Source organism: Amycolatopsis sp. NPDC005003 (assembly GCF_053600695.1).
In genome coordinates, this window is the sequence record NZ_JBSGAI010000058.1 from 18,892 (window position 1) to 34,012 (window position 15,121).

7 protein-coding genes are annotated in these 15,121 nt (G+C 69.1%); 1 reads left to right on the forward strand and 6 read right to left on the reverse strand.

The annotated features are described in order from the left end of the window. Positions 1-77 precede the first annotated feature (77 nt). Entirely contained in the window at positions 78-719 is a 642-nt protein-coding gene (locus ACWED2_RS42250) for a zinc ribbon domain-containing protein (protein ID WP_449696126.1), read from the reverse strand. Positions 720-884: 165 nt separating this feature from the next. Here ACWED2_RS42250 and ACWED2_RS42255 point away from each other — a divergent pair, with 165 nt between their 5' ends. Then, complete coding sequence (locus ACWED2_RS42255) at positions 885-1,670, forward strand: M15 family metallopeptidase (protein WP_449696127.1); 786 nt, start codon at positions 885-887, stop codon at positions 1,668-1,670. A gap of 49 nt (positions 1,671-1,719) precedes the next feature. Here ACWED2_RS42255 and ACWED2_RS42260 read toward each other — a convergent pair whose 3' ends face one another. The 5 genes from ACWED2_RS42260 to ACWED2_RS42280 form a co-directional block, all read right to left on the reverse strand. Beyond that, positions 1,720-3,492: a hypothetical protein gene (locus ACWED2_RS42260; protein ID WP_449696128.1), complete on the reverse strand. Its 1,773-nt coding sequence runs from the start codon at positions 3,490-3,492 to the stop codon at positions 1,720-1,722. 68 nt (positions 3,493-3,560) lie between these two features. After that, a complete protein-coding gene (locus ACWED2_RS42265; RefSeq protein WP_449696129.1) occupies positions 3,561-5,333 on the reverse strand; it encodes a hypothetical protein in 1,773 nt (590 codons plus the stop codon). Positions 5,334-5,496: 163 nt separating this feature from the next. Continuing rightward, entirely contained in the window at positions 5,497-9,408 is a 3,912-nt protein-coding gene (locus tag ACWED2_RS42270) for a DNA-directed RNA polymerase subunit beta' (RefSeq protein ID WP_449696130.1), read from the reverse strand. Positions 9,409-9,506: 98 nt separating this feature from the next. After that, positions 9,507-13,010, reverse strand: a complete 3,504-nt coding sequence (gene rpoB / locus ACWED2_RS42275; RefSeq protein ID WP_449696131.1) for a DNA-directed RNA polymerase subunit beta — start codon at positions 13,008-13,010, stop codon at positions 9,507-9,509. A 796-nt stretch (positions 13,011-13,806) separates the two neighbouring features. Continuing rightward, positions 13,807-15,021, reverse strand: a complete 1,215-nt coding sequence (locus ACWED2_RS42280) for a helix-turn-helix transcriptional regulator (protein WP_449696132.1) — start codon at positions 15,019-15,021, stop codon at positions 13,807-13,809. Between the last annotated feature and the right edge of the window lie 100 nt (positions 15,022-15,121).

Genomic DNA, 15,121 nt, shown 5'->3' on the forward strand with positions numbered 1-15,121 from the left:
TCGCGGACCGCGCCGGGGTAATACGGCGGAATTCGTGGGAAGGGCCGGGGAAACCCCGGTTTCCGGAGCGGCCCGGCTCAGAGTTTGGCGCCGCAATCGGAACAGAACAGCGCTCCCGGCTTGTTGCTCTCGCTGCCGCAGCCGCCGCAGGTGACCTTGAGGGCCAGCGACGTGCCGCACGACGAGCAGAACTTGCCGCCGTCGGCCTTGAGGCCACAGCCCGGGCAGGTGACCTTCGCGCGGGTGTCGATGTCCAGGTCCGACGTCCAGTCCTTCTCGCGGGCCTTCTCCCAGATCTGGTCGCGCTGGGCCGACGCCTGGGCACGCGAGATCTCCTCGGCGACGCTGGGCGAGCAGCGCAGGCACTGGCCGATCTCCTCGTTCCAGCACTGGTCGTGGCACATCCAGTCGCCGCAGCCGCGGCACTGGCGGAAGCTCGGCGTGATCTCCTCGACCGCCGCCGCCAGTGCCTTGTCCTTGGCCGGCGAGTTCGTCGCGCGGTCGTAGCGCCACTGGTCGGCCGAATTGCTGAGGTCGCGCAGCGTCCCGCCGAAGAACGAGCCCACCGCGCGGAGCACGCTCCGGCCGGTCTCGATGTTGTCGCGCTGGAAGGCGGAGCGGAAGCCGTTGCCGCAGCGTTCACAGCGGAACTCGAACTGGTACCCCTGCGTGTTCGAGAGGTCCGAGAAGTTGTCCGTGAAAGGCACAGAGTCAGCCACGGCCCATCTTGGCCGCGCCGCCGCGGCCGCCGGGACGAGACATTTGCCGACAACGGCCCGGCTACCGGCCGTCACGGGCCACCGGAAACGCCGGCGGCAGGTCCTGACCGAAGAGCTGCCCGGAAGGCGGCTGATCGTCCGGTGCCGAACTGGTAGACGAGAGGGATGCCGATCTTGACTCGCCGGATGCGCGCGCTCGCCGTCACCCTCGCCGCCTCGGCCGCCCTCGCCGTTCCTGCGCCCGCGCAGGCCACCACGCCCGGCGCGTTCGTCGCGCTCTCCGACGTCGCGCCGTCGATCCTGCAGGACATCCGCTACGACACGCGGCACAACTTCGTCGGCCGGCGGATCGACGGGTACCGCCAGCCGCTGTGCATCCTGACCCGGCAGGCCGCCGAAGGGCTGCGGAAGGCGCAGGCGCAGCTGGTCCGGCAGGGTTACACGCTCAAGGTGTACGACTGCTACCGGCCGCAGCGCGCCGTCGACCACTTCGTGCGGTGGGCCGAGGACCTCGCCGACGAGAAGATGAAGGCGGAGTTCTACCCGAACGTCGCCAAGGACCGGCTCTTCGCCGACGGCTACATCGCCGAGAAGTCCGGGCACAGCCGCGGCAGCACGATGGACCTCACGCTCGTCCGGATCCCGCCGCCGTTCCAGCGGCCGTACCGCCCGGGCGAGCCGCTCGAGGCGTGCTTCGCGCCGCGGGACCAGCGCTTCCCCGACAACACCGTCGACATGGGTACCGGCTACGACTGCTTCGACCCGCTCGCCCACACCGACAACCCGGCGATCACCGGCGTCGCCCGGCAGCACCGCGACCTGCTGCGCTCGACGATGGCCGCGGCGGGCTTCCGCAACCTGCCCGAGGAGTGGTGGCACTTCACGCTGAACGGTGAGCCGTTCCCGGACACCTACTTCGACTTCCCGGTGTCCCGGGCCGCCCTGCACTGACCGACGAAAGCGCCCCGGTCCACAGTGGACCGGGGCGCTTTCGCGTGCGTCAGGCCGCGCGGCGACGGCGGCGGGCGCCGAACACCAGGCCGCCACCGAGCCCGAGGGCGATCAGCGCGAGCGCGCCGAGGCCGAGCGCGTCGACACCGGTGCTGGCCAGGCCGGAACCGCCGCTCTGGCCACCGCCCGTCCCGCCCGGTGCGCCGGTCGTGGACGTCGGCGTGACCGCGGTGCAGTCAGCGGGGTTGACCGGCACCGTCGGCAGGGGCGCGTCGCCTTCCTCCGCGTCGATCCGCAACAGGCTGTGGTTCTCCGGCGGGCCCCAGACACCGACCCACATCGGGTTCTCGTACTTGATCTTCCAGCCCGCCGGAGGCAGCAGGTACAGCTGGAACTCCGGCCCGGGCGCGACGTCGAGGAACTCGAAGTGGCCCTTCGCGTCGGTGGTCCGCTCGCCGGCCACCGGGCAGTGCTGGTCGGACACCAGCACGACCTTGACCCCGGCCAGACCCTGCTTCACCTGGCCCTGGTCGTCGAAAACGCCGATGTTGCCCTCGACGACGGCCTTGCCGCCCGGGACCGCCGCCTGCGTGAAGGTGTCCGCGTGGTTTTCGGTGTCGACCTCCTCGTAGCCGAAGTCGCAGGCGGCCATGACGAATCCACGGTTCAACGCCGCCTGCGGGACGGCCTCGGACACGTCGATCACGCGGGTCTCCCCGGCGGCGATCGTCACCCCGTCCCGGGCGAGGTCGCCCCAGCCGGGAGTACGGCCGCTGAGCATGTAGGGGTCGCCGATGCGGTTGCACGCGGCCACGATGCCGACGAGCGGGATCGGCCCGGAGTTGGCCAGGGTCACCGAGACGTGCGCGAGCTCGCCGACCTGGTAGCTGTCCTTCGTGAACTTCATCGAGGCCTTGAGCGCGCCGTTCAGCGGCGGTGCGCCGCGCAGGTCCAGCTTCGTGCCCTCGCCGACGTGGACGGTGCGCCAGGGGAACAGCCAGCCGTCGACCACCTCACCACCGAGGTAGTAGTCCGCGGCCGGGACCTTGAACGTGAGATTGCCCTTCGCGTCACTCGTCGCGGTGAAGCTGACATTGCCGTGCACGTACCGCAGGGTGAGCTTGATCCCGCCCAGCTCTTCGCCGCTGTCGCGCGTGCCGCTGCCGTTCTTGTCCCCGTACACGACACCCGACGCCTCGCCGGGCGCCGTGGTGACCTTCGCCGAGGTTCCGAACTCGGAACTGACGGTGAAGCCGGTTTTGTCGAAGAAGATGCCCCGGACGGTCACGGTGTCCTGCCGGACGTCCCGGACGTGCCCGACGCCCGTCTGCTCGAAGGACTGCCCGGGCTCCAGCCTGATCCCCTGCCCCGAACTCAAGTCGCCCCAGGATCCGTAGGTCACCTCGAGATCGGTCGGCTTGTCGGTGAACTGGTAGACGTTGACGCCTTCCGCGGCGACATCGCCGACGTTCGTCAGCTTGACCGTGAAGCGGACATCGTCGGCGGACGTGTAGACGTCCTTGTCGAGGCCGATCGAGACGGCGACCCGCGGGCGTGGCGCCGGCTCGTCCTGCGGCTGCGCCGCCGCGGGCTTGTTCTCCGGCTGGGTGGAACTCGGCGCCGGCGCCTCCGAAGTCGCCGGCGCCTCCGATGCGGACGGCGCTTCCGATGTGGACGGCGCTTCGGACGTCGCCGGCGCGGTGGACGCCGGCGTCGGGTCTTCCGCGGCCGCCGGGCCGGCGAACACGCTGGTCAGCACGGCCGCGGCCGTCAACGCCGCGAAACCGCGCGCGAGAGATCTCGCGCTTCCGGATTTGTTCACGAGCAATCACCCCTGTGGTGGAACACTGTTTCACTCATGACGGCTGGGAAGGTGGGCCGCGCCCGACGTCAGGCTGCGCGGCGACGCCGGCGGGTGCCGAACACCAAGCCGCCACCGAGCCCGAGGGCGATCAGCGCGAGCGCGCCGAGGCCGATCGCGTCGACGCCGGTGCTGGCCAGCCCGGAGCCGCCGCTCTGGCCACCGCCAGTGCCGCCCGGTGCGCCGGGAGCGCCGGTCGTGGACGTCGGGGGCACGGCAGTGCAGTCCGCCGGGTTGGTGGGGACCACGGGGAGCGGCGCGTCACCTTCCTCGGCCCGGATCGTCAGCCGGCCGGGGCGGTTCTCCGGGGCGAAGACGTCGGCCCAGGTCGGGTTGTCGTACTTGATCTTCCAGCCCTTGGGCGGCAGGAGGTAGAGACTGTAGTCAAGCCCCGGAACCAGCTTGTGGAATTCGAAGTGCCCCTTCTCGTCCGTCGTCTGCTCGCCGATGACCGGGCAAGCCTGCGCGGCGGTCAGCACGACCTTGACCCCGGGAACGCCGCGGACGACCTGCCCCTGATCGGAGATGACTTCCACGTCGCCGATCAGGGCACCGACACCGCCGGGCACCGCGGCCCGCGTGTTCGCCTCCACGTGGTTCTCGGAGTCGACTTCGGAGTACCCGAAGTCGCAGGCGGCCGCGACGAAGCCGCGGTTGAACGCGGCCTCCGGCACCGTGTCGGTGACGTCGAAGACGCGCGTTTCCCCGGCGCCGATCGTCACCCCGCGCGTCCAGACCAGATCCCCCCAGCCGGGGCCGTCGCCCTGCAGGATGTACGGGTTGCCCACCCGGTTGCAGCCGGCCACGATCCCGACGAGCGGGATCTTGCCCGAGTTGGCCAGCGTGACGGTCAGGTGCGCGGTGTCGCCGACCTTGTAACTGTCCTGGGTGAACTTCATCGACGCCGTGAGCGCGCCGTTCAACGGCGGTGCGCCGCGCAGGTCCAGCTTCGTGCCCTCACCGATGTGGACGATGCGCCACGGGAACAGCCAGCCGTCGACCACGTCGCCACCGAGGTAGTAGTCCGCGGCCGGGACCTTGAACGTCAGGTTGCCCTTCTCATCGCTCGTCGCGGTGTACGTGACGTCGCCGTGTACGTACCGCAGGGTGAGCTTGACCCCGGCCAGCTCTTCACCGCTGTCGCGGGTGCCACTGCCGTTCTTGTCGCCGTACACGACACCCGACGCCTCACCGGGGGTCCGGACGACCTTCGCCGACTCGTCGAAGGTCAGGTTGGAAGGGGAGCCGGAACCGTCGAACACGACGCCCCGGAAGCGCACGGTGTCCTTGCCGATGTCCCGGATGTGCCCGGTCATCGCCAGCTCGTACGTCTGCCCCGGCTCGAGCTTGACCCCCCGCCCGTAGGACGTCAGGTCGTACCAGCCCGGCACCGGGCCGACCTGCAGATCGGTCGGCTGGTCGAGGTGCTGGATGACCCAGACACCGGTCGCGGTGGCGTCACCGGTGTTCGTCAGCCTGAACGTGAAGTGGATGTCCTCGTCGGACGCGTGCTCGCCCCCGAAGCCGATGACCGAGACCTCGATGCGCGCGCGTGGCGCGGGCTCGTCCTGCGGCTGCGCCGCCGCCGGCTTGTTCTCCGGCTGGGTGGAACTCGGCGCCGGTGCCTCCGAGGTGGCCGGCGCTTCCGAAGTGGACGGCGCTTCGGACGTCACCGGCACAGTGGACGTCGGCGTCGGCTCGTCCGCCGCCGCCGGGCCGGCGAACACGCTGGTCAGCACGGCCGCGGCCGTCAACGCGGCGAAACCGCGCGCGAGAGATCTGACACCCCTGGATTTGTTCACGAACAGTCACCCCTGATTACCCGCTGGAAACGCGCAAAGCCCCCGAACCGCGTGAACCGGCTCACTCTAGCCGCAATCGAGGTGGGTGAATACCCGGTTGGGTGACGAAAAGAGGAAAGGCCCCCGCCGGACACCCGGCGAGGGCCTTTCTCGTGACTCAGCTTCAGCGGAAGTCGCGGCCGAAGTCGTAGTCGTCCAGCGGCACCGCGGCACCGGTACCCGTACCGAACACGTCCGGGGTGTAGTAACCGTCGTCGTAGGACGGGATCGCGTACGCCGCGACCCTGGCCTCCTCGGTCGGCTGCACCTGGATGTTGCGGTACTTGTTGATGCCCGTACCGGCCGGGATCAGCTTACCGATGATCACGTTCTCCTTGAGGCCCACGAGCTTGTCCGAGCGGCCGTTGATCGCCGCGTCGGTCAGGACTCGCGTGGTCTCCTGGAACGAGGCCGCCGACAGCCACGAGTCCGTGGTCAGCGACGCCTTCGTGATACCCATCAGCACCGGACGGCCCGAAGCCGGCTCGCCGCCCTCGGCGACCGCGGCCCGGTTCGTCGCCTCGAACTTGGTCCGCTCGGGCAGCTCGCCCGGCAGGAAGTCCGTGGCACCGGAGTCGATGATCGTCACCCGGCGCAGCATCTGCCGGACGATGACCTCGATGTGCTTGTCGTGGATGGACACACCCTGGGCGCGGTACACCTTCTGGACCTCGTCCACCAGGTGGATCTGCGCCTCGCGCGGCCCCATGACCCGCAGCACCTCGTGCGGGTCCGGCGTGCCCTCGAGCAGCTGCTGTCCGACGTGCACGTGGTCGCCGTCGCCCAGCGGGCCGTTCGGGGTGTTCGCGAGCCGCTGCCGCTTGGACAGCTTGTCGAAGACGATTTCCTCGCCCCCGTCGTCCGGGATGAGGGTGATCTTCCAGAACCGCTCGCTCTCCTCGATCCGCACGCGGCCGTCGACGTCGGCGATGGGCGCCTTGCCCTTCGGGACGCGGGCCTCGAACAGCTCCTGGACACGCGGCAGACCGGTCGTGATGTCGTCACCGGCCACACCACCCTGGTGGAACGTACGCATCGTCAGCTGCGTACCCGGCTCACCGATCGACTGGGCGGCGACGATACCCACCGCCTCGCCGACGTCGACGAGCTGACCGGTCGCCATCGAGCGGCCGTAGCAGGTCGCGCAGATACCGACGGCCGACTCGCAGGTCAGCACCGAGCGGACCTTGACCTTCGAGATGCCGCTGCCGAGCAGCTTCTCGATGGCCGGGTCGCCCAGGTCGTCGCCGGCGTTCAGCACGACGTTGCCCTTGGCGTCCACCGCGTCCGTCGCGAGGTTCCGCGCGTACACCGACGTCTCGACGTGCTGGTCGCGCAGGACCTTGCCGTCGCCGATGTCCTCGCCGATCGGCATCATGATGCCGCGGGTGGTGCCGCAGTCGATCTCGCGGACGATGACGTCCTGCGAGACGTCCACCAGACGCCGGGTCAGGTAACCCGAGTCGGCGGTCCGCAGCGCCGTGTCCGCCAGGCCCTTCCGGGCACCGTGCGTCGCGATGAAGTACTCCGCCACCGACAGGCCTTCACGGAAGTTGGCCTTGATCGGACGCGGGATGTACTCACCCTTCGGGTTCGACACCAGGCCACGCATCCCGGCCAGCGACCGGACCTGCGTCATGTTACCGGCGGCGCCCGACTTCACGATCATGGCGATCGGGTTGTCGTCCGGCAGCGCCGTCTCCATGATCTTGTGGACCTCTTCGGTGGCCTGCGTCCACACCTTGACGAGCTCGTTGTTGCGCTCGGCGTGCGACAGCTGACCGCGCTGGTAGCGCTTCTCCACCTGGGAGGCCTTGCCCTCGTACTCGTCGAGGATGGCCTTCTTGCCCACCGGGGTGAGCACGTCCGAGATGGCGACGGTGACACCCGACCGGGTCGCCCAGTAGAAGCCGGCGTCCTTCAGCTTGTCCAGGGTCTGCGCGACCTGGGTCATCGAGTACCGCTCGGCGAGGTCGTTCACGATCGCGGCCTGCCGCTTCTTCGGCATCGGCTCGTTGATGAACGGGTAGTCCGCCGGCAGCAGCTCGTTGAACAGCACGCGGCCCAGGGTCGTCTCGGCCAGCCACGCCTTGCCCGGCTCCCAGCCCTTCTCCGCCAGCGCCGGCTCGTCGGCTTTGGCCGGCTGCCGGTCGGTGATGCGGATCTTGACCGGGGCGTGCAGGCTCAGCGCCTTGCGGTCGAAGGCCATGATGGCCTCGGCCGGCGACGAGTACGCGTTGCCCGCGCCCTCGGCGTTCTCGTTGAGGCGGGTCAGGTGGAACAGACCCGTGACCATGTCCAGCCGCGGCATGGCGAGCGGACGGCCCGACGCCGGCGACAGGATGTTGTTCGCCGACAGCATCAGGATCCGGGCCTCGGCCTGCGCCTCGGCCGACAGCGGCAGGTGCACCGCCATCTGGTCACCGTCGAAGTCCGCGTTGAACGCCTCGCAGACCAGCGGGTGCAGCTGGATGGCCTTGCCTTCGACCAGCTGCGGCTCGAAGGCCTGGATGCCGAGGCGGTGCAGGGTCGGCGCGCGGTTCAGCATCACCGGGTGGCCGGTGATGACCTCTTCCAGCACGTCCCACACCTGCGGCCGCGAGCGCTCCACCATCCGCTTGGCGGACTTGATGTTCTGCGCGTGGTTCAGGTCGACCAGCCGCTTCATGACGAACGGCTTGAACAGCTCGAGCGCCATGTCCTTCGGCAGGCCGCACTGGTGCAGCTTCAGCTGCGGGCCGACGATGATGACCGAACGGCCCGAGTAGTCGACGCGCTTGCCGAGCAGGTTCTGGCGGAACCGGCCCTGCTTGCCCTTGAGGAGGTCGGACAGCGACTTCAGCGGCCGGTTGCCCGGGCCGGTGACCGGACGCCCGCGGCGGCCGTTGTCGAACAGCGCGTCGACGGCCTCCTGCAGCATCCGCTTCTCGTTGTTGACGATGATCTCGGGCGCGCCGAGGTCGATCAGCCGCTTGAGGCGGTTGTTCCGGTTGATGACCCGGCGGTACAGGTCGTTCAGGTCGGAGGTCGCGAAGCGGCCACCGTCCAGCTGCACCATCGGGCGCAGGTCCGGCGGGATCACCGGGACGGCGTCGAGCACCATGCCGCGCGGGTCGTTGCCGGTGGCCTGGAAGGCCGCGACGACCTTGAGCCGCTTCAGCGCGCGGAGCTTCTTCTGCCCCTTGCCGTTGCGGATGGTGTCGCGCAGGCTCTCGGCCTCGGCGTTGACGTCGAACTCGGTGGCCAGCTTCTGGATGGCCTCCGCGCCCATGCCGCCGGTGAAGTACTCGCCGTAGCGGTCGACGAGCTCGCGGTAGAGCAGCTCGTCGGCGATCAGCTGGCGGGTGTCGAGCTTCGTGAAGGTCGTCCAGACCTCCTCGAGGCGGTCCAGCTCGCGGCCGGCGCGGTCGCGCAGCTGGCGCATCTCGCGCTCGCCGCCCTCCTTGACCTTGCGGCGGACGTCGGACTTGGCGCCCTCCGCCTCCAGCGCGGCCAGGTCGGCTTCGAGCTTCTGCGCGCGGGCTTCGATGTCCGCGTCACGCTTGGTCTCGAGGTTCTTGCGCTCGACGCCGATCTCGTTCTCGAGGGTCGGCAGGTCGTTGTGGCGCAGCTCCGTGTTCACGCCGGTGATGACGTAAGCAGCGAAGTAGATGATCTTCTCGAGGTCCTTCGGCGCCAGGTCCAGCAGGTAGCCGAGGCGCGAGGGAACACCCTTGAAGTACCAGATGTGGGTGACCGGGGCGGCCAGCTCGATGTGGCCCATCCGCTCGCGGCGCACCTTGGCGCGGGTCACCTCGACGCCGCAGCGCTCACAGATGATGCCCTTGAAGCGGACGCGCTTGTACTTGCCGCAGTAGCACTCCCAGTCCCGGGTCGGGCCGAAGATCTTCTCGCAGAAGAGGCCGTCCTTCTCGGGCTTGAGCGTCCGGTAGTTGATGGTCTCCGGCTTCTTGACCTCGCCGTACGACCACTGACGGATGTCGTCGGCCGTGGCGAGACCAATGCGGAGCTCATCGAAGAAGTTGACGTCCAGCACGTCTTAATCCCCTTGGGGTTGTATCGGCTAGAGAGGGGTCGGCGGTGGAGCGGGGACCTGTGTCTCACTCGGGAGGCAGGTCCCCGCTCGACACCGGATCAGTGCACGACGTCGTCCACCGAGGGCGACTCGTTGCGGGACAGGTTGATGCCGAGGTTCGCCGCGGCGCGCTCGAGGTCCTCGTCGTCGGAGTCGCGCATCTCGATCGCCGCACCGTCGCTGGAGAGCACCTCGACGTTGAGGCACAGCGACTGGAGCTCCTTGAGGAGCACCTTGAACGACTCCGGGATGCCCGGCTCGGGGATGTTCTCGCCCTTGACGATGGCCTCGTACACCTTGACGCGGCCGACCACGTCATCCGACTTGATCGTCAGCAGCTCCTGCAGCGTGTAGGCGGCGCCGTACGCCTGCATCGCCCAGCACTCCATCTCACCGAAGCGCTGGCCACCGAACTGCGCCTTACCACCCAGCGGCTGCTGCGTGATCATCGAGTACGGACCGGTGGAGCGGGCGTGGATCTTGTCGTCGACCAGGTGGTGCAGCTTCAGGATGTACATGTAGCCGACGGACACCGGGTACGGGTACGGCTCGCCGGAGCGGCCGTCGAACAGGTTGGCCTTCCCGTTCTCCTTGACCATCCGCTCGCCGTCGCGGTTCGGCTTCGTGCTGCTGAGCAGCCCGGTGAGCTCCTCCTCCTTCGCGCCGTCGAACACCGGGGTGGCGGTGTTCGTGCCGGGCGCGACGTCGCGCAGCTCGGGCGAAAGGTTCTTCGCCCAGTCCGGGTCGCCCTCGATCGTCCAGCCCTGCGAAGCCAGCCAGCCCAGGTGCAGCTCGAGGATCTGGCCGATGTTCATCCGTCGCGGCACACCGTGGGTGTTCAGGATGATGTCGACGGGCGTGCCGTCCTCCATGAACGGCATGTCCTCGACCGGCAGGATCTTGCCGATGACACCCTTGTTGCCGTGCCGGCCGGCGAGCTTGTCGCCCGGCTGGATCTTGCGCTTCTGGGCCACGTAGACGCGGACCAGCTCGTTGACACCCGGGGGCAGCTCGTCGTCGTCCTCGCGCGAGAACACGCGGATGCCGATGACCTTGCCGGTCTCGCCGTGCGGCACCTTCAGCGAGGTGTCGCGGACTTCGCGGGCCTTCTCGCCGAAGATCGCGCGGAGCAGGCGCTCCTCCGGGGTCAGCTCGGTCTCGCCCTTCGGCGTGACCTTGCCGACCAGGATGTCGCCGTCGCGGACCTCGGCACCGATCCGGATGATGCCGCGCTCGTCGAGGTCGGCCAGCACCTCCTCGGAGACGTTCGGGATGTCCCGGGTGATCTCCTCGGCGCCCAGCTTCGTGTCGCGGGCGTCGATCTCGTGCTCCTCGATGTGGATCGACGTCAGCACGTCGTCCTGCACCAGGCGCTCGGAGAGGATGATCGCGTCCTCGTAGTTGTGGCCCTCCCACGGCATGACCGCGACCAGCAGGTTCTTGCCGAGCGCCACCTCACCGTTTTCGGTGGACGGGCCGTCGGCGATGACCTGGCCGGCTTCCACCCGGTCGCCCTCGTTGACGATCGGGCGGTGGTTGAAGCAGGTGCCGTGGTTCGAGCGGCGGAACTTGTAGAGGCTGTAGCTCTTGCGGGTGCCGTCGTCGTGCATGACCGTGATCAGGTCGGCCGACAGCTCCTCCACCACGCCCGACTGCTCGGCGACCAGCATGTCGCCGGAGTCGATCGCGGCGCGCAGCTCCACGCCGGTGCCGACGTACGGCGCCTGGCTGCGGAGCAGCGGCACGGCCTGACGCTGCATGTTCGCGCCCATCAGCGCGCGGTTCGCGTCGTCGTGCTCGAGGAACGGGATCATCGCCGTCGCGATCGAGACCATCTGCCGCGGCGACACGTCCATGTAGTCGATGTCGAGCGGGTCGATCAGCTCGACCTCGCCGCCCTTGCGGCGGGCCATGACCCGGTCTTCGACGAAGTTGCCCTCGTCGTCGATCGGCGCGTTCGCCTGGGCCTTGACGTACCGGTCTTCCTCGTCCGCCGTCAGGTAGTCGATCTGGTCGGTGACCCGGCCCTCGACGACCTTGCGGTACGGCGTCTCGATGAAGCCGAACGGGTTGACCCGCGCGTACGAGCAGAGCGAGCCGATCAGGCCGATGTTCGGGCCTTCCGGCGTCTCGATCGGGCACATCCGGCCGTAGTGCGACGGGTGGACGTCGCGGACCTCCATGCCGGCGCGCTCACGCGACAGACCACCCGGGCCCAGCGCGTTGAGGCGGCGCTTGTGGGTCAGGCCGTCGATCGGGTTCGTCTGCTGCATGAACTGCGACAGCTGCGAGGTGCCGAAGAACTCCTTGATCGCCGCGCCGATCGGGCGGATGTTGATCAGGGTCTGCGGGGTGATCGCCTCGACGTCCTGCGTGGTCATGCGCTCGCGGACGACGCGCTCGGTGCGCGACAGGCCGACCCGGATCTGGTTCTGGATCAGCTCGCCGACGGTGCGGATGCGGCGGTTGCCGAAGTGGTCGATGTCGTCGGTCTCGACCGGGATCTCGGTGCCGTTCGCGGCGGTCATCTTGTCCTCGCCGGCGTGCAGCCGGACCAGGTACTCGATGATCGTGACGATGTCCTCTTCGGTCAGCGTCCCGTTGTCGATCGGCGTCGACAGGCCCAGCTTCTTGTTGACCTTGTACCGGCCGACCTTGGCCAGGTCGTAGCGCTTCGCCTTGAAGAACAGGTTCTCCAGCAGGGTCTGCGCGCTCTCCTTCGTGGGCGGCTCGCCCGGGCGGAGCTTGCGGTAGATGTCGAGCAGCGCCTCGTCGGTGCCGGCGGTGTGGTCCTTCTCGAGGGTGGCCAGCAGCGTCTCCGAGAAGGAGAAGCGCTCGCGGATCGCCTCGGTGGTCCAGCCGAGCGCCTTCAGCAGCACGGTGACCGGCTGGCGGCGCTTGCGGTCGATGCGGACGCCGACGGTGTCGCGCTTGTCGACGTCGAACTCCAGCCAGGCACCCCGGCTCGGGATGACCCGGACGCTGAAGACGTCCTTGTCGGAGGTCTTGTCGATGTCCTTGGAGTAGTAGACGCCCGGGGAGCGGACCAGCTGGGACACCACGACACGCTCGGTGCCGTTGATGACGAAGGTGCCCTTGTCGGTCATCACCGGGAAGTCGCCCAGGAAGACCGTCTGGCTCTTGATCTCGCCCGTGTTGTTGTTGACGAACTCCGCCGTGACGAACAGCGGGGCCGCGTACGTCATGTCCTTGTCCTTGCACTCCTCGATCGAGGCCTTGACCTCGTCGAAGCGCGGGGCGGAGAAGGACAGGGACATCGAGCCGGAGAAGTCTTCGATCGGGGAGATCTCGTTGAGGACCTCTTCGAGGCCGCCGACCGGGTTCTCCTCACCCTCCTCGACACGGCGCTGGAACCACGCTTCGTCCCCGGTGAACCACTGGAACGACTGGATCTGGACGTCGAGCAGGTTGGGGGTGTTCAGGGGTTCGCGAATCTTTGCGAAGGAAACCCGCTTGGGCGCGCCGGGGATTCCCGTGGCCTCCGAGCGAGATTCAGCCGAGTTGGTCGCAGCAGTGGCCTGGTTCGCGGGAGAGACTGCCAAGATGCGTCCTTCCGGGGACAATGAGCGGTGACGGCCGCCATAGCAACAGCTATCAGCGACTGTCAAGGGTGCCGTGTGCCCACTATCCTAACTACCGGCTCCGGGCAGCCTGAAAGAGGGCAGCGCAAAGAGGCAGTCTAGCCCGAACGTCGCGGCTTGTCCAGGGGGCGCTCCCGATGGGGCCCAGCCTGCTTCGCAACGTCTTCAGGTATGCCTCCGGGCGACCCGGTGGTCCCTCCCGCAAGGGCCCCGGTTTCGCCGTCGGGAGTAAGCGTGACCCCACCGGCGCTTCCAGTCAAGATGCCACACGGGGGTCCCGCCGGTTGGCGCAGCGTGGAAGAGGTTCAGCGGAGCGTGAGCGGCCGAATATCATTCCAGCTACCGGCCGGTAACGCCACCTTGGCGGCCCTACCTGGGGTTTTCCGGCGGCCGGGCCGGTGAGGCGAACGCCACCGAACCGGACCGCGACCGGGCGTGCCGGCGTGTCGGATTCGCGGATCGGGGGGTGGCACGGGGGCGCGGGAGAGCGCTTACGGGACCGTCGGAGCGAGTTGCCCGCCCGTCCCGGGCGCCCGGGCACCACAGCGCCGCCGGGACGGAGGGCACCTCTCCACCCGGCGGCCCGGCCACCGCCGGCCCCCGGCACCTCAGGACCACTGGTCTGCGGACTCCTCGGGACCGCGCCGCCCTCCACTGCGGCGTGACCACGCTTCGTGCCCGCTCGGCTACCCGGTCATCCCGCCCGGCACGGCACCCGACCGCCCGGGGGACCGACCGGCCCACCGCGTTCACCGCCTCACGAGAACACCTTCCACGCCGCCGCCAGCTCCACCCTCGACGTGAGGTTCATCTTCTGGAACACCTTCTTCAGGTGGAACGCCACGGTGTGCCGGGAGATGAACAGCTGCCTGCCCACCTCGTTGTTGGTGTGGCCCTGGCTCACCAGCTCCGCGACGGCGAACTCCGTGTTCGTCAGCCCGTGCGGGACGGTGCCCTCGCACTCCACCGTGCGGGTGGTGCCGCGGCGGACGCCGTACTCGCGGAGCTTGTTCACCACCCGGGCGGAGTCCCTCGTCGCGCTCACCGCCGTGTAGGCGTCCAGGACCGACTCGAGGATCCGGATCGTCCGGTCGCGTTCGGAGCACCGGACGGCCAGCAGGCTCGCCTGGTCCTCGCGCGCCGAGGCCGCGCACCAGCGGTCGGGGTGGATGTCGGCCGCCTCGTGGAGCTTGGCCGCGTCCTGCTCCAGCAGCCCCGCCGCGTGCAGGGCCGAGCCGCGGATCACGCTGAACTCCGGCTGCTCGGCGGCCAGTGCGGCGGACTCTTCCGCCGAAGCCTTCGCCAGGTCGAGCGCGTCCAGCTTGACGCACGCGCGCACCAGCCAGGACGCCGCCGCCGGTTCCGACACCAGCAGCTGCCGGAGCACCACCGGGTTCGTGACGATCCCGGCGATGAGGCTCGCCGCGCTCTCCACCCCGCTGCGGGCCTCGACCGCCTGCGCGGCCACCCACGCTCCGGGCGCCTGCCCGAAGTAACCGAGCAGCGCTTCGTCCGACAGCTTGTCGACGAAGTGGCGGCACGCCCGCATGTCCGCGCGGCGCAGCGCCCCGAGGGCGAGCACGACGTAACTGGGCGGCCGCAGCGACCGGTCGCCGCAGCTCTCGGCGATCCGCAGCCCGGTGCTGATCTCGTCCATCGCGTCGTCGACGCTGCCCATGGCGAACAGCAGGCTGCCCCGCGCGTTGTGCGCGACGGCGGTCATGCGGTCGGAGGCCGCCCCGCCCCGGCCCGCTTCCGCCGACTCGAGCACCCGGCGGCCGGCGTCGAGGTCCCGGGCCTTGATCAGCAATCCGACGTACCAGAACCGAGCCAGCTGGCCGAGTTCGTCGGATTCCGGGCGGGTGCCCTCCGCCGCGGCCCTGGCGCAGTGCAGGCCCGCGTCGAGCCGCCCGTTGAACCACGACGAGGCGGAGCGGCGGAGGAACCCAGCGGTGTCACAGGACCGCTGCATCAAATCGTCACCGAATCCGGCGAACGGATTCTGTGGCATTTGCAAGTTCGGTACGTCCAACATCGATCGGCTATCCCCCAGGCATAGACGGAGCGGAATC